The organism is Streptomyces sp. NPDC019890, from assembly GCF_044903445.1.
Taxonomy (GTDB): Bacteria; Actinomycetota; Actinomycetes; order Streptomycetales; family Streptomycetaceae; genus Streptomyces.
The window spans coordinates 732,500-757,293 of the sequence record NZ_JBJDQK010000003.1 but is presented as its reverse complement, the minus strand read 5'-3'; the positions used below and the strand labels follow the sequence as shown (position 1 = coordinate 757,293).

Genomic DNA, 24,794 nt, shown 5'->3' with positions numbered 1-24,794 from the left:
CATCAGGGAGTCGTACAAAACCGGAGGGGAACGCCATGACGGACGTCGGGCTGAAGGCCGCGACAGCGGCCAGGGTCTATGTGGCCGGCTGGAGGGACTCGGTCCTCGAGGGCATCAAGAGCCGCAAGGACAGGGGTCAGGGCGCGATCGAGTATGTGGGCATCACGATTCTGGTGGTGGCCATCGTGGTGCTGTTGCTGCAGACCAACATGGGTACTCAGATCGCAAACACGTTCCGGGAGAAGATCAACTCGGTCCTCAACAGCGGCGGTGGGGGCGGTGGTGGAGGGGGCGGCGGAGCCGGCTGATTCTGCCAGTACAGACAGACACGGGGCAGGCCACACCGCTGTACATCACAGCGGTGGTTGGCCTGCTCTTTTTTGCGCTCGTATACCTCGCGTTCGGTCAGGCGGACATCAGCCGCAACGGCACCCAGACGGCGGCCGACGCCGCTGCCCTGGCGGCCGCCCAGGAGTCCAGGGACCAACTGGATCTGGCGGATTTCGTCAATGACTTGCCAGGCCTTTTCGACGGAGATGTGACAGGGACGGCCAACGGCTGCTTGGAAGCCACTCGGTTCGCCGCCCGCAACGACGCGAGCGTTGGCTGCACCCAGCTCACGGACGGGCGCTGGGGTTTCACCGTGGAGGCCACGTCCCTCAAGCCAATGGGGGACAACATCGTCGAGGGGACGGCAGACCGGCACGCGACGGCCAGAGCCACGGCTGTGGTCGAGCCCCGCTGCGCCTTCACGCCTCGTGAGCCGGATGAGTCAAAGGGGCCTCCCGGGAGTGGGGACGAGAAGGAGAAGCCGCCTCTGGGCAAGCTCGTCTGCGATACCCAGGAGTGGGAGATCGACCCCGGGCACCTGGAGCTGCTTCCCGACGTTGCGGACCTCTTCACCGTCCGACTGGCCGAGGACTGACCTCGAATGAGTGCAAAGGAACAGGATTGATGAGTATGCGGCACATGAGGACCATGCGCCGGGCCGGGGCGGCTGCGTTGCTCTCTGCGGCCCTGACCTTTTCGCTGACCGCTTGCGGGGGTGACGGTGGAGAGGACAAGGGCAAGGAGCCGGCCTCCTCTTCCTCGGCCCCGGACAAGAGCGATGACGGGAAGAGCGACAACGCGACCGCGCCCACGTCCGGAGACCCCATCGCGAACGTCAAAGGCGATGGAGGGCTGGAGCTGGCCGTCTATTCAGCAAAGCGTGATGACGGCGGATTTCTCACTGTGGACGGACAGTTCAAGAACCCTGGCAGTGAGGGGTACACCGTACCCGTGAGCTGGAACGGCCTGGAGCAGTCTGTAGCAGCTACGGGCAACTCATTCGCGGGAATGACGCTAGTCGATTCCAAGGGCAGGAAGCGCTACTACGTACTGCGCGACACCGACAACCGCCCCCTGACCACGTATGCCTACAACAGCTACATCAAGCCCGGTCAGATTCTCACCTTCTTCGCCCAGTTCCCCGCGCCGCCGACCTCCACTACGAAGGTCGCCCTCCAGCTCCCGGGGTTCCCCAGCACGACGATCGAGATCTCCTGATGAGCGCCCCCACCACCCACACCCGGCGCCGCTCGCGCTCGGCGGTGACCGTCCTCGTGGGCGCCCTCTCTCTGGGCCTTGTGGGTCCCGTGGATGCCGTGGCCGAGGACGGACCGTATCCCACCCCGTCGGCTTCCGCGCCCGTCCAGATCGATGCCAAGGACTCCGACCTCAAGCTCCCTGAAGGGGCAACTCTCGCCGCGCCCAAGGTGATCGACATCAAGTCGGTCGTCGAGGAGATCGGCGGCGAGGAGCGCCGCGAGGACACCAACGCCGACATCACGTTCGCCCTTCAGGCCGAAGTCCTCTTCGGCAAGGACAGCGCGAAGCTCTCCAGCGAGGCGAACGCCCGCATCGCCGCGATCGCCGCGGAGATCAAGAATCAGGACGCCAAGAAGGTCCGCGTCTTCGGCTTCACCGACGATCTCGGTACCTCCGAGCACGGTGACGTGCTGTCGAAGCAGCGCGCGGTCGCCGTACACAGTGTGCTGTCACAGCAGTTGAGTTCCCTCGGCATCACCTATGAGATCCGTGGGTACGGCGAGCAGTACCCCATCGCGAACAACGCGACCGAAGAAGGACGCAAGAAGAACCGCCGGGTCGAGGTTTCCTTCCCCAAGGGGTGAAAGTCCCGGCGAGGGCCGGCCCGCAGCATGCCGCGGGCCGGCCCTCGCCTGTGCGGGCAGACCTGGCGGGCAGACCTGTGCGTGCAGACTGGTCGGGTGCGGAGGAGAGCGGATCAGTGACAAGTGGCAGAGCCGGAGCGGTCATCGTGCTGGCCCTCTGTACCCTCGGTTTGGCGGCCGTGCCGGTCGAGGCCTCGTCTCCGGTCGGGCCGGAGAACCTGGCGCCGTACCGGACGGCTCAGGGCGCCATTCCCGTACGAGGAGCCGCGGCGAGTACCGATGGGCCGAGGCTGCGGCCGGGGACGTACACCGACACCATCTCCGCCGGGCAGAAGAAGTACTACCGGGTGGAACTGGATGCCAGGACCAATGCCTACGTCTCGGCCGTTCTCGCTCCACCGCCCGGGAGCGCGGTGCAGCCCACGGACGGAATCCGGGTCACGCTGGAGTCCACCGACGGCGTGAAGTGCAGCGTCAGCAACGAGGTCAGCTTCGGCAGCGCCACCTCCCGTCCCATCGCCGACTACGCCACCCGGCGCATCGGGGACGGCCGGGAATGCCAGAGCGCGGGCGACTATCTCTACAGCGTCGAATGGACCGGTTCCGGCAGCGGCCCGGGCACAGGTGGCTGGCCAGTGGAGCTGAAGTACATGACGGAGCCGGGGCTGAAGGCCGGGGCGGTGGTGCCGTCGGCGCCGTCCACATGGGGTACGCAGGCACCCGAGCCCGCTGCCGGGACAGCAAAGGGTGTGAGCGGCGGCACCGGCTTCAACGATGCGCCCGCGGTGGGACAAGGGGCCTGGAAGGACGAACTGAGCCCCGGTGAGAGCCGCTTCTACAAGGTGCCGGTCGACTGGGGGCAGCAGCTGTTCCTCGACGCGGAGTTCGCGAATACGACGACCGAACAGGCGCCGGTGGTGGTCGGCGGGCTGCGGCTGTCCCTGTTCAACACCGCCCGTGGATTCGTGCGGAGCGCAGACACCAACTACCTGGGCAAGCCCGCGGCGGTCGGCTTCGGCACTGCTCCGGCCGCCTTCTCCAACCGTGTCTCGGCCCAGGACGACACGGGCGCGATGCGCTTCTCCGGCTGGTACTACGTGAGGGTCACCCTCGACCGCCAGATCGACAGCACCCTCCCCATGACCCTGCGCGTGGGCATCGGGGGCGAGCCACAGCAGGGCCCGGCGTACGACGGGGACGCGACGGCGGCCGGGTTCGGCATCACGGACGCGGACCGGGCGGCCGCCCAGGAGGGCCGCATCGAGGACGGCGGCGCGGAGAACGCGGCGCTGAAGGCGCTCGGCATCGGGGCGATCGGACTGGGGACGGTACTGCTGCTGGGGCTCGGCGCGTGGGCGCTTGTCGGGCGTCGCGGAGAGGCGACGGAACAGGTCCCGTCGCCGTGGGAGCTCTGAGCCGCCACCGCGACGACCCGCGCCGCGCCCAACAGGAGCCGTGGCCACGTCGCCCGGCCCGCCCAACAGGTCTGAGCCGTCGCCACGACTGACCCCACAGGTGGCTGCGTACAGGTGGCTGAGCTCGCTGAGCTCAGGCAATCATCACCTGCACACCCGGGCGCAGGCCCCAGCCGGCCATCGCCCCCGCCTCCGCCTCCAGTACATGCCGCGCCCTCAGCCGTGGCCTGCCGAGCCGCCCCGGCTCCATCACATTTAGGTCGACGACCCTCAACTCCTTGTCCAGATACGCCACATCGATGGCGAAGCGCATCCGGAAGGTGTGCACGCTGTTGCACGGCGTCAGCAGGATCGCGCCCTCGATCCCGTCCCGCCCCAGCAGCCCCCGCCGCCGCGGCCCGTACGTGGCCGCGATCTCCACCGGCACCGCCGCATCCCGTCCGGAAACCCTCAACGTCCCTGTGCCGCCGTGCCATTGATGCCGTCCAGCCATGGTCGTAGACCGTAGCGCCCGGCGTGCGGTCATGGGCCCTGGAGCGCCAGGAGTGGGCCCCAGGGCCCATGACCGGACCCGGACCGGCCGCCTACGCTCGCTGCCGTGTACGCCACGCTGATCGCCGTCGCCGTCCTCTGGGGCGCCGCCGCCGGGCTGCTCGTCCCGCGCGCCGCGTACCGGCTCTCCGTCGAGCCGGGGGAGGCGTGGCGGGACGCGTGCCCCGCCGGGCACCCCTTCACCGGGCCCGCTGGGGGCTGGCTCGGCGGCTCTTCGTGTGCAGCCTGTGCGGTCCCTGCGGTCTGTGCCACGGCCGTTCCGGTCCGTACGGCCGACGGTGCGGCGACACGAGAGCCCGACGCGCCGCCCCGGTACACCGTCCCCCTCGTCACCGCCGTCAGCTGCGCCGTCCTCGCCGCCGCCACCGGGCCGCGCCCCGAGCTGGCCGTCTGGCTGCTGCTGACGCCCTTCGCCGTACTGCTAGCCGTCGTCGACCGCACGGTCCACCGGCTGCCCGACCAGCTCACCCTCCCGCTGGCCGCCGCGGCCGCCGCCCTGCTCGGGCTCGCCGCACTGTTCCCCGGCGCCGCGGGCTCCTGGCCCGCCGCGTTGCTCGGCGGGCTCGTCCTCGGGGCCGCCTACCTGGTGCTCTTCCTGATCCACCCGAACGGCATGGGCTTCGGCGACGTCAAACTCGCGCTCTCGCTCGGTGTCGTCCTCGGCTGGTACGGCTGGACGGTCCTTTTCTTCGGCGCCTTCTCCGGGTTTCTGCTCGGCTCGCTGTACGGCCTCGGTCTGATGGCCCTGCGCCGCGCCGGCCGCAAGACCTCGATCCCCTTCGGGCCCTTCATGATCGCGGGGGCGCTGTGCGGTCTGCTGCTCGGAGCCCTCGCGGCGACGAGGTAGCACCGGCTGCGCACGGCTCGGCCACGGCGTGGCACCGCCGCCGCACGGCTCGGCGACGCGCTTCCTCATCGAGGCGGTCAAGCCCGTCCGGCGCCGTCAGGCCCGTCTAGCATCCGGATGCATGCGGACATTTTCTGACAATGCGGTGGCGCGACGTGGACTGCTGCGGTCCCCCGTCCCCGCCCCTTCGCCGGAACCCGGATCCCGCCCGACTGCCCGCTTCCCCGCCGCCCTGCTCCCCTGGACCTGGGCGGCGGCGTTCTTTCTGCTCTACGCCACCGTCGCCGTACGGCGCCACCTGCTGCTGCGCACCACCGGCTACGACCTCGGCATCTTCGAGCAGGCCGTACGCGCCTACTCCCAACTGCGGCCGCCCATCGTGCCGTTGCGCGGTGAGAAGTTCAATCTGCTCGGCGACCACTTCCATCCGGCGCTCGCCGTCCTCGCCCCCCTCTACCGCCTGTGGCCGTCCCCCCTGTGCCTGCTGCTCGCCCAGTCCTCGTTGCTCGCGCTGGCCGCCGTGCCGCTCGTGCGCCGGGCGCTGCGCGTGCTCGGCCGCCGTCCGGCGCATGCCGTCGCCCTCGGCTACGGCCTGAGCTGGGGCATCGCATCCGCCGCCGCCTTCGACTTCCACGAGGTCGCGCTCGCCGTGCCGCTGCTCTCCTTCGCCCTGGAGGCGCTGGCCCGACGTCGCTGGGTCCCGGCGGTCGCCTGGGCGGCACCGCTGGTGCTGGTCAAGGAGGACCTGGGGCTCACCCTCGCCGCGCTCGGCTGCTACGTCGCCTGGAAGGGCCCGCGCCGGCTCGGCCTCGTCACCGCGGCGGCCGGCCTGCTCGCCTCGGCGATCGAGATCGAGCTGCTGCTGCCCGCCTTCAATCCGGCGGGCGGCTACGCCCATGGCGAGAACCTGGCCGAGGGCACACACAGTTCGCTGCTCACCACGATCGCCTTCGCCCCGCTCGACGCGCTGCGCCCCGACATCAAGGCCATGACCCTGATCCTGGTCTTCGCGCCGTCCGCGCTGCTCGCCCTGCGCTCACCGCTCGCGCTGCTCGCCCTGCCCACACTGGCCTGGCGGATGCTGTCCCAGAACGGCTTCCACTGGGGCACGTCCTTCCACTACAGCGCCGTACTGATGCCGGTCGTCTCCGCCGGGCTCATCGACACGCTGCGGCAGTGGCGCGGCGCGGATCATCCGCTCGCCGCCCGCCACATCCGCGCCTCGCTCGTCACGGTCCTCGCGGTCACCGTCGTCATGCTGCCGTCGTTCCCCCTCGCCCAGCTGGCCCAGCGCGCCACCTGGCAGACGACCCCCCATATCGAGGCCGCCCGCTCACTCATCGCGAAAATCCCCGACGGCGCCACCGTCGCGGCCTCCAACCGCCTCGCCCCGCAACTCACTTCACGCTGCGAGGTGGTTCTCTTCCCGACCTTCCCGGTCCGCGCGCGGCTCTATGAGTACGACACGAAGCGGCTGCCCCGCCCCACCGCCGAGTGGATCATTCACGACAGCAGGGCGCCCGAGGCCTGGCCGTACCGCACGGGCCACTGGCCCTATCCGCTCGCGCAGCAGGTGGCCGAACTCGGCCTGGCACAGCGCAGGTACGGCTACGAGCGCATTGCCCAGCGCGACGGCATCACCCTGCTGCGTCTCAGGCATGCGGCCCGACCGTGACCCTCCCCACCGTCAACTCCGCCCGGCCTTCCAGAACTTCGCCGACCCGCCGCACCTGCTGCGTCAGCTCACCGCGTGCGGCGGCGGAGGCCGGCCCAGCCCCGATCGGCTCCACCGTCACCGCGATCCGCCGCCCGGACCGCCGCTGGTGCCAGACGCCGGCGACGGTCCCGTCCACCAGCACCACCGGGTAGTTCCCGGCCTGTCCGCCGGCCAGCGCCCGCTCGTAGGCGGCACCGGGGAAGAGCAGCTCGCGGGGCTGGGAGGCGATGGTGTACGCGTCGAAGTACGGCAGCAGCCGCACACCCCGTGGCGGCGCGTCGGGGAAGGCCGTGTCACCGGCCGCCACCCACGCGGGGCTTCCCTCGAACGCCACCTCCTCGATCGTTCCCTCGCCCGCCAGGGTCGTGAACAGCTCATCAGCCCAACTCTTCGGAGTGGCAAGCCACTTGGCGAAGTGCTGCGGCGTTGCGGGCCCGTAGGCGTGCAGATACCGCCGTACGAGCTCCGAAAGCGCGGCGGCTGACTCCATGGGGGTCACGCCGGGGCTGGTGTAGGTCACTTTGCGGCCGCGGTTGGGCCCGAAGGCAAGCACCCCGCGGTGCGCGGCCGTGTGCGTCATCTGCCGCCAGCGCGGCCACTTGTCCTGGAAGGCGTCCATCACCCGGTCCCCGGCCCACGGCCCGGTGCGCGCCACGATCGCATCCGTCAGCTCGTCGATCGTCAGCTCGGCACCGGCGAGTGCGTCCCCGATGGCCGCGACGACCTCATCGGTCTGCTCGGCGGTCATCCGTACGTCCGCCGGCATCGGGCTCGCGCCGGACGGGATCGCGGACAGCGCCCCGGTCCACATCGGCAGATCCGCCGTGGCCAGCAGATGGACCGTGCCGCGCGGTCCGTACGTCTTCACCAGGCTGCGCTCCGTCCACAGCGCCTCGCGCACATCGGCCCGGGTCGCGCCGCCGTCCAGCCGCAGCGCGAGTGACAGCTCGGCGGCGGACAGCACCTGCGCATGCGCGCCGAGCATGGCGGCGGCCATCGCGGTGGGGGAGCTCTTGGCGGGTTCGGCCAGCCCCTGGCGCAGCATCCGGCGGGCGTTGGCCCCGGTCCACGTCACACTGTGCGTCGTCATGGGACGACTCTAGGGCCGAATTAGGCCAGTTTCTGTCCGCATTACCGCTCTGGCTCGGGCCTCGCCCTCGTACGGTGGTGTACTGGCGAAACGGTAAGTGTCGCCAAGTGTCGTACATCTGCGAGGAGTTGCGGTGGCCAAGATCAAGACTTCCTACCGCTGCGGCCTCGACGCGGCTGTGGACGTCGTCGGCGGAAAGTGGAAGCCCCTCATCCTGTGGGTGCTGCACGACGGGACGTACCGCTTCGGAGAGTTGAAGCGCCGGGTGAGCGGCGTCAGCGAGAAGATGCTCATCCAGCAGCTGCGCGAGCTGGAGGCGGACGGCATCGTCCACCGCGAGGTGTACCGGGAGGTACCGCCGCGCGTCGAGTACTCCCTCACCGAAATGGGCCAGGCGCTCAACACCGCTCTGCTCCCGCTCGGCGAGTGGGGTGACACCTTCATGGAGCGGATTCTCGCCAACAAAGCCCGCCAGTCGTAGGCCTGACCCGCCGTCAACCTGGCGCCCGTATGCGGGGGTCGCTCTTGTGGGGTACGGCCCCGGCAGCGGTCCGCCGCCGACCGTGCGCTGTACGCGGAATCCGCAGCATGGTTGCGGCATGGCGTGGCACCCAGCAGGACGTACGAAGGGTTATGGTGGAAACCCCCCCTCGGGCCGGTCCGTATCCCCCCCACGGACCGGCCCGTTTTCTCTTCCCGGTTCCGCCCGTCAGCTCCGCCCGGCCCAGATGTTGGTGCCCTCGGTGTCGACCGCGAAGGTGTCGATCTCCTTCAACTCCTCCGCGCTCAGCGGCGGTCCGGCCAGCGCCGCGACGTTCTCCTCCAGCTGCCGCACGCTGGACGCGCCGATCAGCGCGGAAGTCATCCGCGGGTCTCGCAGCACCCAGGAGATCGCCAGCTGGGCGAGGGACTGACCGCGCGCGGCCGCGATGTCGTTCAGACCCCTCAGCCGCCGCAGAACCTCCTCGGAGAGCAGGTTCGGGTCCAGGGACTTGCCCTGGGTGGCCCGCGAGCCCTCCGGGATGCCCTTGAGGTACTTGTTGGTGAGCAGGCCCTGCGCGAGCGGCACGAAGGAGATGCATCCCATGCCGGCGCTCTCCAGTGTGTCGAGCAGTCCGTCGTCCTCGATCCAGCGGTTGATCATCGAGTACGAGGGCTGGTGGATGAGGGCGGGGACGCCCATCTCCTTCAGCAGCCGGGCCGCCTCGGCACTCTGCTCGGAGCTGTACGACGACACGCCCACGTACAGCGCCTTGCCCTGCTGTACGGCGGAGGCCAGCGCGCCCATCGTCTCCTCGAGCGGAGTCTCCTTGTCGAAGCGGTGGGAGTAGAAGATGTCGACGTAATCCAGGCCCGTCCGCTTCAGGGAGGCGTCGAGGGAGGAGAGCAGATACTTCCGCGAACCCCACTCGCCGTAGGGCCCGGGGTGCATGAGATAGCCTGCTTTGGTCGAAATAACCAGTTCATCACGGTATGGCGAGAAATCCTGTGCAAAGATCTTGCCGAAATTGAGCTCGGCCGAGCCGGGCGGTGGACCGTAGTTGTTCGCCAGGTCGAAGTGCGTCACACCCAGGTCGAAGGCGCGGCGCAGGATGGCGCGCTGCGAGTCCAGGGCGCGGTCGTCGCCGAAGTTGTGCCAAAGGCCGAGCGAGATCGCGGGGAGCTTGAGCCCGGAGCGGCCGCTGCGCCGGTACTCCATCGACGCGTAGCGGTCCGTGTCGGCTCGGTAAGAAGGGGTATCAGTCACGCATCCCTCCTTATCACGGACTTGTGACAGACCGGGTTGGGCCGCTGTGGCCCGTGCGCAGTACTGTGGCGGCTTCGGGGACTGCGGCCCGGAGGGGCGAAGCGGTGCCGCATCTCGCGGGGACCGGTCCCCGGGACCCCGCCAGGGGACGGACGATCCCCGACGGAACCGAGAGGTGGACTCAGTGAACTTGCGCGACCTGGTGTACGGGCTCTACGCACGCCGGGTGGAAGGCCGACTCGACCACGCCCAGGTGCCCAAGCACATCGGCGTCATCCTGGACGGCAACCGTCGCTGGGCCAAGGCCTCCGGCGGTACGGCCGCGCAGGGCCACAAGGCCGGGGCCGACAAGATCTCCGAATTCCTCGGCTGGTGCCACGAGACCGATGTCGAGGTCGTCACGCTGTGGATGCTGTCCACGGACAACTTCGACCGGCCCGAGGACGAGCTGATCCCGCTCCTCGGCATCATCGAGAACACGGTCCGCGGCCTCGCCGCCGACGGCCGCTGGCGCGTCCACCACGTCGGCACGCTGGACCTGCTGCCCGCCCGCACCCAGTCCGTACTGAAGGAAGCCGAACAGGCGACCGACGGCATCGACGGCATACTCGTGAACGTGGCCGTCGGCTACGGCGGCCGCCAGGAGATCGCCGACGCGGTCCGCTCCCTCCTGCTGGAGCACGCCGACAAGGGCACGAGCTTCGAGGAGCTCGCCGAGATCGTCGATGTCGAACACATCTCCGAACACCTCTACACCCGCGGCCAGCCCGACCCGGACCTGGTCATCCGCACCAGTGGTGAGCAGCGTCTGTCCGGCTTCATGCTCTGGCAGAGCGCCCATTCGGAGTACTACTTCTGCGAAGTTTTCTGGCCGGCCTTCCGCAAGGTCGACTTCCTGCGTGCGCTGCGCGACTACGCCGCCCGCCACCGCCGCTACGGCGCCTGACGAGAGACACGCGCGACTCCCGCGCACCTGAGTGAGCGCTGTCACCCCCCGTTCACCCACGCGCCGTCATATGCCATGGCATGGCTGCGCTTGTTCGAGGGAATACCCCTTCCAGAGTGAGTGGCACAGAGTCCGCTCACCCGGGAGGCCCTTTGCACCAGGACGACCGTGCAGTACCTGTACGGACGACGCGGAGGGCCGGTGTTCGGCCCGCGCAGCGAGGCCCGAGCCCGGCCCCATCCCCCCGCGACGCCGTCGCAGTCGCACCCCGACCTCATCCGAGGGGGTACGTCCTTCCGTGGTGAACAGCACAAAGCGCCGCATGCCCGACAGGCGCACCTACGTTCTCGACACCAGCGTCCTGCTGGCCGACCCGAACGCCCTGAGCCGCTTCGACGAGCACGAAGTCGTGCTCCCGATCGTGGTGATCACGGAGCTGGAGGCCAAGAGGCACCATCCGGAGCTCGGTTATTTCGCCCGTCAGGCACTGCGCCTGCTGGACGACTTCCGGATCCGGTACGGACGCCTCGACGACCCCATCCCCATGGGTGACCTCGGCGGCACGCTCCGTGTCGAGCTCAACCACTCCGATCCCGGCGTCCTCCCGGCCGGCTTCCGATTGGGGGACAACGACTCACGGATTCTGGCGGTAGCGCGCAATCTGCAGGCCGAGGGGTACGACGTCACGGTCGTCTCCAAGGATCTGCCGCTGCGTATCAAGGCGTCCTCCGTCGGCCTGCTGGCCGAGGAGTACCGGGCAGAGCTGGCCATCACCGACTCCGGCTGGACCGGCATGTCCGAACTGCCGCTCTCCGCCGAACAGGTGGATCTGCTGTACGGAGAGGACACGCTGTACGTCCCCGAGGCGGCCGAGCTGCCCGTGCACACCGGCCTCGTCCTCCAGTCCGAGCGCGGCAAGGCGCTGGGCAGGATCACCGCCGAGGGCAATGTCCGGCTGGTGCGCGGCGACCGGGAGGCCTTCGGTATCCACGGCCGCAGCGCCGAGCAGCGCATCGCCCTCGATCTGCTCCTCGACCCGGACGTCGGCATCGTCTCGCTGGGCGGTCGGGCAGGCACCGGAAAGTCGGCGCTGGCGCTCTGCGCCGGTCTGGAGGCGGTCCTGGAGCGCAGGCAGCACCAGAAGGTGATGGTCTTCCGGCCCCTGTACGCGGTGGGCGGGCAGGAGCTCGGCTATCTGCCCGGCACCGAGGCCGAGAAGATGAGCCCCTGGGCGCAGGCGGTCTTCGACACGCTGTCGGCCGTGGCGGGCCGCGAGGTGATCGAGGAGGTGCTGGGGCGCGGCATGCTGGAGGTCCTGCCGCTCACTCATATCCGGGGCCGCTCGCTGCACGACGCGTTCGTCATCGTCGATGAGGCCCAGTCGCTGGAACGGAACGTCCTGCTGACTGTTCTGTCCCGTATCGGGGCGAATTCCCGGGTTGTGCTCACGCACGACGTGGCACAACGGGACAATCTGCGCGTCGGCCGATATGACGGAGTCGTCGCGGTTGTCGAGAAGTTGAAGGGTCATCCGCTCTTTGCGCATGTCACCCTCACCCGCTCCGAGCGCTCGCAGATCGCCGCGCTCGTGACCGAAATGCTGGAGGACGGCCAGATCTAGTACGGAATAAGGCAGTTGGCGCCGCCCGGCAGAACGCAAGAGCGTAGCCGGGCGGCGTCGTGCTGTGCGCCGGTTTCTCCAAAACTCCTGGCGTAAACGGGGTGTGAGCTTTCACACGCAACGAAGAATTGCCTTGCGGTGTCGGCTTCCGGCAGAGTCTTGCTTCCGTCAGGCCCCGCATACGACACACCAGCACCACCCGGTGCACCGCACCACACAACTCAAGACCCGCCGTCGTGTGCCGCCCGAGAGCATCATGCGGCTTCTCCCGTGAGGGAGTTGCCCACCGGGTCCGCGCCTCCCGTGACCCAAGCAGCAGGGAGGCCAGTGCCAGGGGCACGATCGCGCTCGCAAGGTCACCGAAGCGGGCGATGCTGGAAGGAAACCGTGTGAGCCGGATCTCGGTCCGGGGATTCGCGGTGGCATCTGCCACTGCGGTCACCACCGTCGGCGCCGTCGTGGGCGTTGCGTCGGGCACTACGCAGCCCTCGAACGACAACCTCGAGGCTACGGCGGCCGACGCGACTCTCCTCGCAGACATACCCATGGGCCAGCAGGCCCAGGTTCAGGTCTCGTCCCTGACGCAGCAGGCCGAAGCACAGGCCGCTGCCGCGGACGCGGCTGCGAAGAAGTCTGCCGAGGAAGCCGCCCGCCTCCAGGCCGCCAAGACCGCCGAGGCGAAGAAGGAGGCCGCCGACAAGGAGGCCGAGCGCAAGCGCGAGGAGGCGGAGGCGCGCGCCAACCGCGACTCCCTGCGCGACGCGTCGAGCTTCTCCGCGAAGAGCTCCTACACCGTCGCCGAGGTCAAGGCGATCGCACGGCAGATGGTTCCCGCCGACCAGTTCCAGTGCTTCAGCAACATCGTGAACCACGAGTCCACCTGGAACTACCAGGCGCAGAACGCCTCTTCCGGTGCTTACGGTCTCGTTCAGGCGCTGCCCGGCTCGAAGATGGCCTCGGCCGGCGACGACTGGCGGACAAACCCGGCAACCCAGATCAAGTGGGGCCTGAACTATATGAACAGCCGCTACGACAGCCCCTGTGGCGCGTGGTCGTTCTGGCAGGCCAACAACTGGTACTAGGCCCAGCCCGGGTTCGCCCCCCGCTCAACTTCACGCAGCCCCTCGCCGTCCTACGGTGGGGGGCTGCGTGCGTGTACCGTCGGTCCGGAACGGCTCCCGGGGGGAGTGGTGGGGGGAAGAGGAAAGATCATGTCACGACTGCCAGGATGGCTCGCCGGGCTGGGCGCCGGACTGACCCGGATCAGTGAGCGCCTGGACGAGCGCCGCAACGAGGCCGAGGCGGACGACGTGCCCGATGTCGCCGTCGTCCCGGCCGCCCGGGACAACATCCCGCCGCCGCCCGCCTACGCCCCCACCGTCGCGGCCCGACCCGATCCGGTCGCCGCGATCCCCTGGGGCATGCGCGTCGCCGCCGAGGCCGGCTGGCGGCTGCTCGTACTGGCAGGCACGCTCTGGGTGTTGATACGCATCATCAGCGCGGTCCAGCTGGTGGTCCTCGCCTTCGTCGCGGCGCTGCTCGTCACCGCGATGCTCCAGCCCACCGTCGCCCGGCTGAAGAGGCTGGGCCTGCCGCGCGGTCTGGCCACCGCGGTCACCGCGATCGCGGGCTTCGTCATCATGGGCCTGGTCGGCTGGTTCGTGGTCTGGCAGGTCATGGACAACCTCGACAATCTCTCCGACCGGGTCAGGGACGGCATCGAGGAGCTCAAGCGCTGGCTGCTGGACAGTCCGTTCCATGTCACCGAGCAGCAGATCAACGACATCGCCAAGAACCTCAGCGACACCATCGGGACCAACACCGAGGAGATCACCTCGGCGGGTCTGCAGGGCGTGACGGTGATGGTGGAGATCCTCACCGGGATACTGCTGGCGATGTTCTCCACGCTCTTCCTGCTGTACGACGGGAAGCGCATCTGGCAGTGGGTGCTCAAGCTGGTCCCGGCACAGGCCCGTGAAGGGGTCGCGGGGGCGGGGCCGCGCGCCTGGCGGACGCTGACCGCGTATGTGCGCGGCACGGTGATTGTCGCCCTGATCGACGCGATCTTCATCGGACTCGGCATCTACTTCCTCGATGTGCCGATGGCCGTGCCGCTCGCCGTCTTCATCTTCCTGTTCGCCTTCATCCCGCTGGTCGGCGCGGTCATCTCCGGTGCGCTGGCGGTGGTCGTCGCGCTGGTCACCCAGGGCGTGTTCACCGCCCTGATGGTGCTGATCGTCGTCCTTGCCGTGCAGCAGCTCGAGGGCCATGTGCTCCAGCCCTTCATCCTGGGCCGGGCGGTGCGGGTCCATCCCCTCGCCGTTGTCCTGGCGGTGGCGGCGGGTGGCCTGACCGCGGGGATCGGCGGCGCGGTGGTGGCCGTACCGCTGGTGGCCGTCACCAATACGGTCGTGGGCTATCTGCGCGCGTACGGCCAGGAGCAGGCGCTGCGCGGTGCGGCGGCGATCGAGGCCGCGCCGACGGCTGAGCCGGCGCCTGTCACGGCGTCCGGGCCGGCGGCGGTGGGCACGTCGGCCGCGGCAGGAGCCGAGGGGCGCGAGTGATATCCGAGCCGGAACTGGTGGGGGAGGACGAGCCGTTCGGCGTCGCGGAGATCCCCGGCCCGCGGGCCGAGCTGGACGCCGAGCCCGAGACGGTCGGAACGGACGACGCCTCCCGCGTTCGGCGGCCACCGCTGAAGTCATGGCTGTGGGCGCTCGGGGGCGCGGTGGCCGCGTCGGCGGTGTGGGCGGGTGGCCTGTACGCGTACGAGAGGCCGGACCCGGACGTCGGCGGGTATCGGACCAGCCGCAACCTCTGCGTCGAGACCGAACTGAAGGCGCTGTCCACGGCACTCGGCACGGCGGAGACGCCGACGCCGTCGGGGCGCGAGCACGAGGGCATGGACGTGGCGTCCTGCTGGATCACGCTGCGGGACAGCACGCAGAAGCAGTCGTACGAGTCCATGCCGACGAGTGCCTTCCTCACCTACACGCTGCACAAGAAGACCGACCCGGGGCCCGAGTTCGAGGCAAGCGTGGTCTCGCCGACGACGGCACTGTTCGGCGGGGAGACCCTGGTCAAACTGGAGCGGGTCCAAGAACTCGGCGAACGCGCCTTCTTCGCCAAGGCCGAGGGCGACGACTCGCCCATCCTCCATGTCCTGGACGGCCAGGCGGTGCTGACGCTCGGCGTCATGGCAGGCAGCTCACCGGGGCCGGACGGCCAGGAGGCGCCGACGGACCTGTCGGGGATCAAGCCCTTCATGATCGAGGACATGAGGGAACTGATGGCGAAGCTGCAGAACTGACGGGGAAGACGCGCCCGCCGCGGACGTATCGCCGTGGCAGCCCACAACGACAAAGGGCGCCCCCGCCCGGCTCAGAGCCGGGCAGGGGCGCGCTCCTCCGCCCGGACTAATCCGCCAACACAGCTTCCGCGTCCAGCGTCGTGCCCACCGCCTGCAGTACCGCGGCGATCTTGAAGGCCTCCTGGATCGTCTCGCGGTCCACGCCGGCCTTGCGGAGCACCTGCTCGTGCGAGTCGAGGCACTGACCGCAACCGTTGATCGCGGAGACGGCGAGCGACCACAGCTCGAAGTCGACCTTCTCCACACCCGGGTTGCCGATGACATTCATCCGCAGACCCGCGCGCAGCGTCCCGTACTCCGGGTCCGACAGCAGGTGCCGGGTCCGGTAGAAGACGTTGTTCATCGCCATGACGGCCGCGGCCGACTTGGCCGCGGTGTACGCCTCGGGCGAGAGGTTCGCCTTGGCCTCGGGCTCGAGCTCGCGCAGCACCCGCGGCGAGCGCGAGGCGATCGCGCAGGCCAGGACCGTGCCCCAGAGCTGCTGCTGCGGCAGGTCGCTGTTGCCGATCACCGAACCGAGGTTCAGCCGCAGGTCCTTGGCGTAGTCCGGTACCGCGGACTTCAGTTCATCGAGAGACATCCGTGATCACTCGCCCGACAGGAGCGCGGCCGGGTCGAGGGTGTTCTCGCCCTTGTTCCAGTTGCAGGGGCACAGCTCGTCGGTCTGCAGGGCGTCCAGCACCCGCAGGACCTCCTTGGGGTTACGGCCCACGGAACCGGCGGTCACCATCGTGAACTGGATCTCGTTGTTCGGGTCGACGATGAAGACGGCGCGCTGCGCGAAGCCGTCCTCGCCCTCGATGCCGAGGTCGCGCATCAGCTCGTGCCTGGAGTCGGCCATCATCGGGAAGGGCAGGTCACGCAGGTCGGCGTGGTCCTTGCGCCAGGCGTGGTGGACGAACTCGGAGTCGCCGGAGAAGCCGAGGATCTGGGCGTCACGGTCGGCGAACTCGTCGTTCAGCTTCCCGAAGGCCGCGATCTCGGTGGGGCAGACGAAGGTGAAGTCCTTGGGCCACGCGAAGACGACCTTCCACTTGCCCTCGTAGGACTTGTGGGTGATCTCCTCGAACTCCTTGCCGCTCTCCAGCGAGACGCAGGCGGTCAGTTCAAACGTGGGGAACTGGTCACCGACAGTGAGCACACGCTCTCCTTGCGAAGGGGAAGCCCCTTTTGAGGGCTTCCATGGGGGTTGGACGGATTCTTGATCCTGTCACAGGGTCTATTGATCACAGAAATAGCTAGACTGGGTCAGCGTGATCGGAGGTGCCTATCAGTGGCCGCGTTGAACGGTGCCGTACCCAGGGGCAAGCAGCCCACCCTGGCGCAGCTGCGCGCCTTCGCCGCCGTGGCCGAGCATCTGCACTTCAGGGACGCGGCCGCCGCGATCGGGATGAGCCAGCCCGCCCTGTCCGGTGCGGTCTCGGCGCTGGAGGACGTACTCGGCGTGCAGCTGCTGGAGCGTACGACCCGCAAGGTGCTGCTCTCGCCGGCCGGTGAGCGGCTGGCGGTACGGGCCAGGGCCGTCCTCGACGCGGTCGGCGAGCTGATGGAGGAGGCCGAGGCGGTACGGGCGCCCTTCACCGGGGTGCTCAGGCTCGGGGTGATCCCGACCGTCGCGCCCTATCTGCTGCCGACCGTGCTGCGGCTGGTCCACGAGAAGTACCCGGACCTCGATCTGCAGGTCCATGAGGAGCAGACCTCGTCCTTGCTCGACGGACTCGCGGGCGGGCGGCTCGACCTGCTGCTGCTCGCCGTACCGCTCGGCGTGCCCTTCGTCACCGAACTCCCGCTGTTCGACGAGGACTTCGTCCTGGTCACGCCCGAGGACCACTGGCTGGGCGGCCGCCAGGACATCCCTCGTGAGGCGCTGAAGGAGCTCCATCTGCTGCTTCTCGACGAGGGGCACTGCCTGCGTGACCAGGCCCTCGACATCTGCCGGGAGGCGGGCCGGGCGGACGGTGCCGCGGTGACCACCACCGCGGCCGGCCTGTCCACATTGGTACAGCTGGTCGCGGGCGGGCTCGGTGTGACGCTGCTGCCGCGGACCGCCGTCCAGGTGGAGACCGGACGCAACGACCGCCTGGTGACGGGGTACTTCGCCGATCCGGCGCCGACGCGCCGGATCGCCCTGGCGATGCGCGCGGGTGCGGCACGCCAGGGCGAGTTCGAGGAGTTCGCCGAGGCCCTGCGGGACGCGATGCGGCCGCTGCCCGTACGGGTCCTCGGCTGACCGCTCCGTACGCGGGCGACTACTCCGTACGCAGACCGTCGGGGCGCATCAGTCGCCACAGCGGCGGCAGGCTGAGCAGCGTCACCAGCGCGATCAGACCGCCGCCGACCCCGACGGTCGGCAGGAAGGCGCGGCGAGGTGACCAGGGCGCGGGCGACGGCGACGCGCTGCCCCTGGCCGCCGGAACTTGTGCCCGACGTCGGCGACTTCGAGGCGCTCCATCCACTCCTGGGCGGTGCGCTCGGCGGCCTTGCGCCTGACGCCGGTGAGCCGCAGGGGCAGGGCGACGTTCTCCGTACAGCTCAACTCCGGTACGAGCTGGCCGAACTGGAAGACGAAGCCGAACTCCGTACGGCGCAGGGTGCTGCGCTCGGCGTCCGACATCGCGGTGAGGTCGCGTCCGCCGTAGCTGATCGACCCGGCGTCCGGCCGCACGATCCCGGCGAGGCAGTGCAGCAGGGTCGATTTTCCGGAACCGGAGGGTCCCATGACGGCGACGACCTCGCCGGGATGGATGGAGAAGGACGCGCCGTCGAGGGCGGGGGTGGGGCCGTAGGCCTTGTGCAGGTCGGCGGCGGCGAGGAGGGAGCCTGCGGGGGTCATCCGAGCACCGCCTTTTCGAGCTGACCGAGCCGGGCGGCGGTCAGCTCCAGCCAGCGCAGATCGGCTTCGAGGTGGAAGAGGGCGTGATCGCAGATGAGCTGGTCGGCGAGGTCGCCGCGGCGCTTGCGGTCGGTGAGGATGCGCATGAGCCGCAGATGCTCGGCCCGCTGCGTGTCGAGGAGATCGGCGGCGCTGCGGCCGGTGAGCAGGGCGAGAACGATCTTGGTGTAGAGGGTCGACTGGAGGTACGGCTCGGGTTTCTCGGGCTGCGCGAGCCACTGCGAGACGTCGGTGATCCCGGCGTCGGTGATGGCGTACCGCTTCCGCTCGGGTCCGCCGCCGGCCTCGATTCCGTCGACCTCGACGAGACCGTTCTTCAGGAGGCGGGACATGGTCGAGTAGACCTGCCCGTAGTGGAGGGGCCGGTCGTGGCCGAACTTTTCGTCGAAGGTGCGCTTGAGGTCGTATCCGTGGCGCGGGCCGGACTCGAGGAGCGCGAGGAGGGTGTGACCGATGGACATGGGAGCACTGTACACGTGGTGTATACGCGCCGTGTATAGCCGGGGTGAATACTGGGGTGAATACACGTAGGGGGAGCCTCTGGACCACCACCAGCGGCCCGCGCCGGCCGGCGCGGGCCGCTGGTGGTGTTGCTCGCTACTCCGGGGTCGCCGGGGGCTTCGGGGGACGCCCCCGGCGGGGGATCGGAGCCACGCTGCCCGGGAGGCGGCCCGCTTCCGACAAGGCGCGGCGGAGGATGAACTCGATCTGCGCGTTCGTACTGCGCAGCTCGTCCGACGCCCACCGCGCCAGCGCTTCGTACACCGCCGGGTCCAGCCGCAGCAGTACTTGTTTGCGCTCGGGGGGCGGCGTCACTGGTAGAGCGTGCCCGTGTTGAGGACCGGCTGTGCCGCGCGGTCTCCGCACAGCACCACCATCAGGTTGGACACCATCGCCGCCTTCCGCTCCGCGTCCAGCTCGACGATGTCCTGCTCCTGGATCCGGACCAGTGCCGCCTCGACCATGCCCACCGCGCCGTCCACGATCTGCCGCCGCGCCGCGACCACCGCGCCCGCCTGCTGGCGCTGGAGCATCGCGGACGCGATCTCCGGCGCGTAGGCGAGATGCGTGAAGCGCGACTCGATGATGTGCACGCCCGCCGCCTCCACGCGCGCGTGCAGCTCGACCGCCAGCTTCTCGGTGATCTCCTCCGCGTTGCCCCGCAGCGAAAGTCCGTCCTCGTCGTGCGCGTCGTACGGGTACTCGATCGCGATGTGCCGTACCGCCGCCTCCGTCTGCGTGGAGACGAACTCCAGGAAGTCGTCCACCTCGAACATCGCCTGCGCGGTGTCCTCCACCTTCCAGACCACGACCGCCGCGAGCTCGATCGGGTTGCCGTACGCGTCGTTCACCTTCAGCACCGCGGTCTCGTGGTTGCGTACCCGCGTCGAGATCTTGGACCGTGAGGTGAGCGGGTTGACCCAGCGCAGTCCGTCCGTACGGATCGTGCCCCGGTAGCGCCCGAAGAGCTGCACGACCCGCGCCTCGCCCGGCGCCACCGTGTTCAGCCCGCACATCGCGACGAACGCCGCGACCGCTATCACGATGCCGACCAGGATCAGCGCCACCTTCGCGCCCGTCGAGGCGAGGGCCGAGCCGGCGACGATGAGCACGATCCCGAGGCCGAGACCGACCAGACCCAGCAGCAGGGCAAGCCCTCCGCCGATGTTGTGTGCCGGAAATTCACGAACCTGTGGCGCCGGCATCTGAGGCAGGTCGTCCGTCGTTCCGGTGCTGGTGGCAGGCATGATCGCTCCCCGTTTCGGTGGTCGGCGCCCCTCGCCGACCCTTTAGCAGAGTGATATCACATTATCTTCGATGGCAACCCTGCGCACCTCTCATGAGTCGGTTCCATGAGACGGGGTGCTGATTCTCACGTCCGGAAAAGGCCGGATCGGTCGCCCTTTGTCTGGACGAGCGGTGTTAGCTTTCTGAGCTGATTCCGAGCGGGTGGGCGGTCCGTTCCGGACCGAATCCGGCAAGAGACCACAGAAGACGAAGAGCGGAGCAACGAAGCGATGGGCCGAGCGGAAGCGCGACAAGCCCGGCAGCGCGGGGCGCGCCGGGCGAAGAGAGCCAAGCCCACGGGCATACGGCGCTTCTTCACCTGGAGGAAGCTGCTGGGCACCTTCCTCGGCCTCTGCCTGCTGGTGATGGGCGCGTTCTTCGTGATCTATCTGCTGGTCCCCGTGCCCTCGGCCAACGCCCAGGCCGAGATGCAGAGCAACGTCTACAAGTACAGCAACGGCAAGATCCTCGCCCGCACCGGCAAGATCAACCGCGAGATCGTCGGGCTCGAGAAGATCCCCAAGGACGTCCAGTTCACCTTCGTCGCCGCGGAGAACAAGACCTTCTTCAAGGACAACGGAGTCGACTTCAAGGGCACTGCCCGCGGCCTGATGAACACCCTCACGGGCGAGGGCAAGCAGGGTGGTTCGACCATCACCCAGCAGTACGTCAAGAACTACTACCTGAACCAGGACCAGACGGTCACCCGCAAGCTCAAGGAGCTGGTGATCTCGCTCAAGGTGGACCAGAAGAAGGAAAAGAGCGAGATCCTCGCGGGGTACATCAACACCAGCTACTACGGTCGCAACGCGTACGGAATCCAGGCCGCGGCCCAGGCGTACTACCGCAAGGACGCCAAGGACCTGAACGTCGCCGAGGGCGCGTACCTCGCCGCTCTCCTCCAGGCGCCGAGCCAGTACGACTGGGCGGCCGCGTCGCCCACCGGCAAGAAGCTGGTCACCGAGCGCTGGAACTACGTACTCGACAACATGGTCGAGGAGCACTGGCTCGACGCCTCCGTCCGGGAAGGCCTGAAGTTCCCCGTGCCCAAGACCCCCAAGGCCGCCCCGGGCATGGAGGGTCAGACCGGCTACCTCGTCGACGCCGCCAACGCCGAGCTGGAGCGCCAGGGCATCAGCGAGGAGGACATCAAGGCCGGCGGCTGGACGATCACCCTCAACATCGACGAGAAGCGCCAGAAGCAGCTGGTCAAGTCGGTGGACAAGCAGCTTGAGGAGAAGCTGGAGCGCAAGAAGGACAAGGCCGACGCGACCGTTCAGGCGGGCGCGACGTCGGTCGACCCGAAGACCGGCCATGTCGTCGCGCTCTACGGCGGTATCGGCGCCACCGAGCACTGGCTGTCCAACGCCACCCGCCGCGACTACCAGCCCGCATCGACCTTCAAGCCCGTCGTCCTCGCCTCGGCACTGGAGAACGGCGCCGAGACCCAGGACGGCGAGAAGATCGGCCTCAACACCAAGTACGACGGCACCAGCAAGCGGCCGGTCGAGGGCAGCGACACCCCCTTCGCGCCGGAGAACGAGGACGACCAGGACTACGGCCCGGTCACCGTCCAGCGGGCGACCAACAGCTCGATCAACTCCGTGTACGCGCAGATGATCGTGGACGTCACCCCGCAGAAGGCGAAGAAGACCGCGCTCGATCTGGGCATGAAGGACGGCCAGGGCTGGCCGGAGCGCCCCGCGATGTCGCTCGGCACGATGGGCGCCTCCACCTGGGACATGGCCGCGGCGTACGCGACCCTCGACAACCACGGCAAGAAGGTCACGCCGACGATCGTGAAGTCCGCCGAACACGCGGTCCGCAAGGCCGATCCGAAGGACCCGATCGGGGACCAGGTCATCAGCCGTGAGGCGGCGGACACCGTGACCAAGGCCCTGACGGGCGTGGTGAGCAGCGGCTCCGGCACGAACGCGGCCGGCGACTACTCGGCGGCCGGCAAGACCGGTACGTCGGAGAACAACCGCTCGGCGTGGTTCGTCGGCTACACCCCCGATCTCGTCACGGCCGTCGCCCTCTTCGGCGAGAAGCCCGACGGCACCGGCCAGGTCACCCTGACCGACACCGTCAACGAGGGCCGCGCCAACGGTGGTGGCGTCCCGGCCAAGATCTGGAAGCAGTACACGACGGGCGCCCTCGACGACGAGGCGGCCGGCGACGAGTTCGACCTGGAGGTCGACGAGAGCGCGATCGTGGAGCCGGACCCGACGCCGTCGGACAGCCCGTCCCAGACGCCCTCGCAGAGCCCGTCCAGGTCGCCGGAGAAGACTCCCTCGCAGACTCCGAGCAAGTCGCCCACCAGGACGCCGACGAAGGACCCGACGGGGACGCCGAGCAGTACACCATCGGTGACGCCGAGCTTCAGCCCGCCGGTCGAGCCGGGAAGCGGCGACCCGGGCCGGCCGAACGGCAATTCCGTCGCCAAGCCCTGACGGCACGGCTGTGACGGCATGACTGTGCCCGCGGCACCCGGTTCCCGGGTGCCGCGGGCACACTTGGGCCAGATGTGGGCTACGTACGGGTGGGCAGCTCGAACCAGACCACCTTGCCGGTCGAGAGACGAGTCGCTCCCCACCGTCTGGCCAGCCGGTTCACCAGGAACAGACCGCGGCCGCCCTCGTCCGTGTCCCGGGCGCGGCGCTGCCTCGGCAGTTGCGGAGAGTCGTCACCGACCTCGCAGCGCAGCACGTCCGTACGCAGCAGCCGCAGCGTCACCGGACGCTCCGCATACCGCACGGCATTGGTGACCACCTCGCTGACCAGCAGCTCCACCGAGTCGCTCAGCTCCTCCAGGCCCCAGCGGGCCAGTGCCCTGCGGGCCAGGCGGCGGGCCCGGCCGGGGGCCGCGTCCTCCGGCTCCAGGAACCAGTACGCGACATCGCTCGGCGCGATGCCGTCGAAGCGGGCCGCGAGCAGCGCGATGTCGTCGTCCCGGTCGCCCGGCCCGAGCATGTCCAGCACGTCGTCGCAGAGCGCTTCCAGCGGCGGCGAGTGGTCGGGGCCGGTCAGCTGGGCCGTGTCGGCGAGCCGCTCCCGCAGCTGCTCGATCCCCGTCCACACATCGCGCAGCCGGGACTCGACGAGACCGTCCGTGTACAGCAGCAGGGTCGCGCCGGCCGGGGCGTCCAGCTCCACGGCCTCGAAGTCGACGCCGCCGACCCCGATCGGTGCGCCGGGCGGCACCCGCAGCACCTCGGCCCGCCCGCCCAGGTGCAGCAGGATGGGTGGCGGGTGGCCCGCGTTGGCGATGGTGATCCGGTGCGAGACCGGGTCGTACACGGCGTACAGGCAGGTCGCCATGCGGTCGGTGCCGAGCCGCTGGGCCTGCTCGTCGAGATGGTGCAGGACCTCCTGCGGCGGCAGATCCAGCCCGGCCAGGGTCTGCGCGGTGGTCCGCAGCTGACCCATGATCGCGGCCGAGGTCATCGAATGCCCCATGACATCGCCGACCACGAGCGCCACCCGGCTGCCCGGCAGCGGGATCGCGTCGTACCAGTCGCCGCCGACGCGGGCCGTCTCGGCGGCCGGCAGATAGCGGGAGGCCAGCCGTACACCGGTCGGCTGGGGCAGCGAGTCGGGCAGCATGGTGCGCTGCAGCTCGTCGGCGATGTACGCCTCACGGCCGTACAGCACGGCCTTGTCGATGCCGAGGGCGGTGTGCGTCGCCAACTGGGCCGCGACCAGCAGATCGTTGGGCTCGAACCCGGCCCGGTCGGGCCGGCGCAGAAAGACGGCCGCGCCGATCACCCGGCGCCGGCCGCGCAGCGGGGCCAGTATCGCGCGATGGCCGCTCGGCACGGTCCGTCCGTCGCCCAGCAGCTCGGGCAGCGCGGCCCGCGCCGCGGCGGAGTCGCCGAAGACCGGCCGAACCCCGCGCAGCACCTCGGAGAGCGCACCGCCGGACCGCACCTCGCACAGCTCGGAGGCCGGAATGAGGTCGGTCTGCGGGTCGAGGACCGGGATGGACGCGGACGGGCCGAGGTCGGTGTCCTCACCGGCTAAACGGAGCCGGTCGGTGCGGCGCAGCCGTAGTACGAACGGGGAAACGGGCCGCTCGTCGCCCACCGGCAGCGGATCGCGGAGATAGACGAGGATCGCGTCGGAGAAGGTCGGCACGGTCGCCCTGCACAGACCGAGGACGATCTCGTCCAGGTCTATCCCGCGGGCGATCCGCCGGGTGGCCGCCCCCACGAAGCGCAGCCGGTCGCCCTCGCGCCGTGCCGTGCCCGCCAGATCCTGCGGCGGCGGCCCGGGCGGCGAGGGCACGGCCGAGGGGCCTGCCTCCGACCGCGGCCGGGTGCGCTCGTGCGACCGGGCAGCCAGGGGCTGCCGGCCTTCGTGGGACGTGGGCTGCTCCGTCACGCGTGGGATTCCGTCCGTCCGGGCCGGTTGTGCGATGCGATGGCCTCGTGAAGCGGTGCTGCACTCTCTCGGGGGATAACCCCCGAGCCCCCGGCCGAAACAACCGTTCTGGGGGTGGCGTCGACAGGGTGGCCGGCATCCGGCACAGCTCCACCCCCTTGAATGACTCGAGATGACTTACGGTCAGGTCGTCTGCTGCGCTCAATGGTTGTCGAAACGACTCAGCCTTGCGGACGACGATCCTACGTTTG

At 69.4% G+C, this 24,794-nt stretch carries 24 protein-coding genes and 1 pseudogene; 15 read left to right on the top strand and 10 right to left on the bottom strand.

Features of this window, described 5'->3' with window-relative positions; genetic code table 11:
• Positions 1–35 precede the first annotated feature (35 nt).
• The 5 genes from ACI2LP_RS11845 (at position 36) to ACI2LP_RS11825 (ending at position 3,589) form a co-directional block, all read left to right on the top strand.
• Positions 36–308, top strand: coding sequence for a hypothetical protein (locus tag ACI2LP_RS11845; protein ID WP_404724344.1), 273 nt, complete (start codon positions 36–38; stop codon positions 306–308).
• A complete protein-coding gene (locus ACI2LP_RS11840; protein ID WP_404724454.1) occupies positions 305–925 on the top strand; it encodes a pilus assembly protein TadG-related protein in 621 nt (206 codons plus the stop codon). The genes ACI2LP_RS11845 and ACI2LP_RS11840 overlap by 4 nt, the downstream gene beginning before the upstream one ends.
• Before the next feature lie 44 nt (positions 926–969).
• Entirely contained in the window at positions 970–1,548 is a 579-nt protein-coding gene (locus ACI2LP_RS11835; protein WP_404724343.1) for a hypothetical protein, read from the top strand.
• Entirely contained in the window at positions 1,548–2,174 is a 627-nt protein-coding gene (locus ACI2LP_RS11830) for an OmpA family protein (RefSeq protein ID WP_404724342.1), read from the top strand. The genes ACI2LP_RS11835 and ACI2LP_RS11830 overlap by 1 nt, the downstream gene beginning before the upstream one ends.
• A 116-nt stretch (positions 2,175–2,290) precedes the next feature.
• On the top strand, positions 2,291–3,589 hold the full coding sequence (locus ACI2LP_RS11825; RefSeq protein ID WP_404724341.1) for a hypothetical protein: 1,299 nt from the start codon (positions 2,291–2,293) through the stop codon (positions 3,587–3,589).
• Between the two features lie 133 nt (positions 3,590–3,722).
• Here the strand turns inward: ACI2LP_RS11825 and ACI2LP_RS11820 are convergent, their stop codons facing one another.
• Positions 3,723–4,082: a DUF192 domain-containing protein gene (locus tag ACI2LP_RS11820; protein ID WP_404724340.1), complete on the bottom strand. Its 360-nt coding sequence runs from the start codon at positions 4,080–4,082 to the stop codon at positions 3,723–3,725.
• Positions 4,083–4,187: 105 nt separating this feature from the next.
• On the opposite strand from ACI2LP_RS11820, the gene ACI2LP_RS11815 reads away from it, so the two are divergent.
• Both ACI2LP_RS11815 and ACI2LP_RS11810 read left to right on the top strand, forming a co-directional pair.
• The gene (locus ACI2LP_RS11815; RefSeq protein WP_404724339.1) at positions 4,188–4,988 is read left to right on the top strand and encodes a prepilin peptidase; all 801 of its coding nucleotides are present in this window, start codon (positions 4,188–4,190) and stop codon (positions 4,986–4,988) included.
• Positions 4,989–5,109: 121 nt separating this feature from the next.
• Positions 5,110–6,663, top strand: a complete 1,554-nt coding sequence (locus ACI2LP_RS11810) for a DUF2079 domain-containing protein (protein WP_404724338.1) — start codon at positions 5,110–5,112, stop codon at positions 6,661–6,663.
• Here ACI2LP_RS11810 and ACI2LP_RS11805 read toward each other — a convergent pair.
• Positions 6,641–7,795, bottom strand: coding sequence for a winged helix DNA-binding domain-containing protein (locus ACI2LP_RS11805; RefSeq protein ID WP_404724337.1), 1,155 nt, complete (start codon positions 7,793–7,795; stop codon positions 6,641–6,643). The genes ACI2LP_RS11810 and ACI2LP_RS11805 overlap by 23 nt on opposite strands.
• Positions 7,796–7,928: 133 nt before the next feature.
• Between ACI2LP_RS11805 and ACI2LP_RS11800 the strand changes: the two genes are divergently transcribed.
• Positions 7,929–8,276 carry a winged helix-turn-helix transcriptional regulator gene (locus ACI2LP_RS11800; protein ID WP_404724336.1) on the top strand — a complete coding sequence of 116 codons (348 nt, stop codon included), beginning with the start codon at positions 7,929–7,931 and terminating at the stop codon, positions 8,274–8,276.
• A gap of 228 nt (positions 8,277–8,504) precedes the next feature.
• Here the strand turns inward: ACI2LP_RS11800 and mgrA are convergent, their stop codons facing one another.
• Positions 8,505–9,542, bottom strand: a complete 1,038-nt coding sequence (mgrA, locus tag ACI2LP_RS11795; RefSeq protein WP_404724335.1) for an L-glyceraldehyde 3-phosphate reductase — start codon at positions 9,540–9,542, stop codon at positions 8,505–8,507.
• A gap of 184 nt (positions 9,543–9,726) precedes the next feature.
• Here mgrA and ACI2LP_RS11790 point away from each other — a divergent pair, with 184 nt between their 5' ends.
• From ACI2LP_RS11790 to ACI2LP_RS11770, 5 genes are all read left to right on the top strand, one after another.
• Positions 9,727–10,488 carry an isoprenyl transferase gene (locus tag ACI2LP_RS11790; RefSeq protein ID WP_404724334.1) on the top strand — a complete coding sequence of 254 codons (762 nt, stop codon included), beginning with the start codon at positions 9,727–9,729 and terminating at the stop codon, positions 10,486–10,488.
• A 298-nt stretch (positions 10,489–10,786) separates the two neighbouring features.
• Positions 10,787–12,109 (top strand): PhoH family protein, encoded by a 1,323-nt coding sequence (locus tag ACI2LP_RS11785; protein WP_404724333.1) that lies wholly within the window; start codon positions 10,787–10,789, stop codon positions 12,107–12,109.
• Positions 12,110–12,480: 371 nt separating this feature from the next.
• Positions 12,481–13,191 carry a transglycosylase SLT domain-containing protein gene (locus tag ACI2LP_RS11780; protein WP_404724332.1) on the top strand — a complete coding sequence of 237 codons (711 nt, stop codon included), beginning with the start codon at positions 12,481–12,483 and terminating at the stop codon, positions 13,189–13,191.
• A gap of 129 nt (positions 13,192–13,320) precedes the next feature.
• Entirely contained in the window at positions 13,321–14,673 is a 1,353-nt protein-coding gene (locus tag ACI2LP_RS11775; RefSeq protein WP_404724331.1) for an AI-2E family transporter, read from the top strand.
• Positions 14,670–15,419, top strand: coding sequence for a hypothetical protein (locus ACI2LP_RS11770; RefSeq protein WP_404724330.1), 750 nt, complete (start codon positions 14,670–14,672; stop codon positions 15,417–15,419). Before ACI2LP_RS11775 ends, ACI2LP_RS11770 begins: the two co-directional genes overlap by 4 nt.
• Positions 15,420–15,525: 106 nt before the next feature.
• Here the strand turns inward: ACI2LP_RS11770 and ACI2LP_RS11765 are convergent, their stop codons facing one another.
• Positions 15,526–16,059, bottom strand: a complete 534-nt coding sequence (locus tag ACI2LP_RS11765) for an alkyl hydroperoxide reductase (protein WP_404724329.1) — start codon at positions 16,057–16,059, stop codon at positions 15,526–15,528.
• Between the two features lie 6 nt (positions 16,060–16,065).
• Entirely contained in the window at positions 16,066–16,620 is a 555-nt protein-coding gene (locus tag ACI2LP_RS11760; RefSeq protein WP_404724328.1) for a peroxiredoxin, read from the bottom strand.
• Positions 16,621–16,752: 132 nt separating this feature from the next.
• Here ACI2LP_RS11760 and ACI2LP_RS11755 point away from each other — a divergent pair, with 132 nt between their 5' ends.
• Positions 16,753–17,709, top strand: a complete 957-nt coding sequence (locus ACI2LP_RS11755) for a LysR substrate-binding domain-containing protein (protein ID WP_404724327.1) — start codon at positions 16,753–16,755, stop codon at positions 17,707–17,709.
• Between the two features lie 125 nt (positions 17,710–17,834).
• On the opposite strand, the pseudogene ACI2LP_RS11750 reads toward ACI2LP_RS11755, so the two are convergent.
• From ACI2LP_RS11750 to ACI2LP_RS11735, 4 genes and pseudogenes are all read right to left on the bottom strand, one after another.
• Positions 17,835–18,312: pseudogene (locus ACI2LP_RS11750) on the bottom strand (ABC transporter ATP-binding protein); the annotation flags it as partial.
• A complete protein-coding gene (locus ACI2LP_RS11745; RefSeq protein WP_404724326.1) occupies positions 18,309–18,833 on the bottom strand; it encodes a PadR family transcriptional regulator in 525 nt (174 codons plus the stop codon). The gene ACI2LP_RS11745 and the pseudogene ACI2LP_RS11750, both read right to left, overlap by 4 nt.
• 136 nt (positions 18,834–18,969) lie before the next feature.
• On the bottom strand, positions 18,970–19,239 hold the full coding sequence (locus ACI2LP_RS11740; protein WP_404724325.1) for a hypothetical protein: 270 nt from the start codon (positions 19,237–19,239) through the stop codon (positions 18,970–18,972).
• Complete coding sequence (locus ACI2LP_RS11735; RefSeq protein ID WP_404724324.1) at positions 19,185–20,120, bottom strand: SPFH domain-containing protein; 936 nt, start codon at positions 20,118–20,120, stop codon at positions 19,185–19,187. The genes ACI2LP_RS11740 and ACI2LP_RS11735 overlap by 55 nt, the downstream gene beginning before the upstream one ends.
• Positions 20,121–20,390: 270 nt before the next feature.
• On the opposite strand from ACI2LP_RS11735, the gene ACI2LP_RS11730 reads away from it, so the two are divergent.
• Entirely contained in the window at positions 20,391–22,613 is a 2,223-nt protein-coding gene (locus tag ACI2LP_RS11730; RefSeq protein ID WP_404724323.1) for a transglycosylase domain-containing protein, read from the top strand.
• Between the two features lie 79 nt (positions 22,614–22,692).
• On the opposite strand, the gene ACI2LP_RS11725 is transcribed toward ACI2LP_RS11730, so the two are convergent.
• Complete coding sequence (locus ACI2LP_RS11725) at positions 22,693–24,543, bottom strand: SpoIIE family protein phosphatase (RefSeq protein ID WP_404724322.1); 1,851 nt, start codon at positions 24,541–24,543, stop codon at positions 22,693–22,695.
• Between the last annotated feature and the right edge of the window lie 251 nt (positions 24,544–24,794).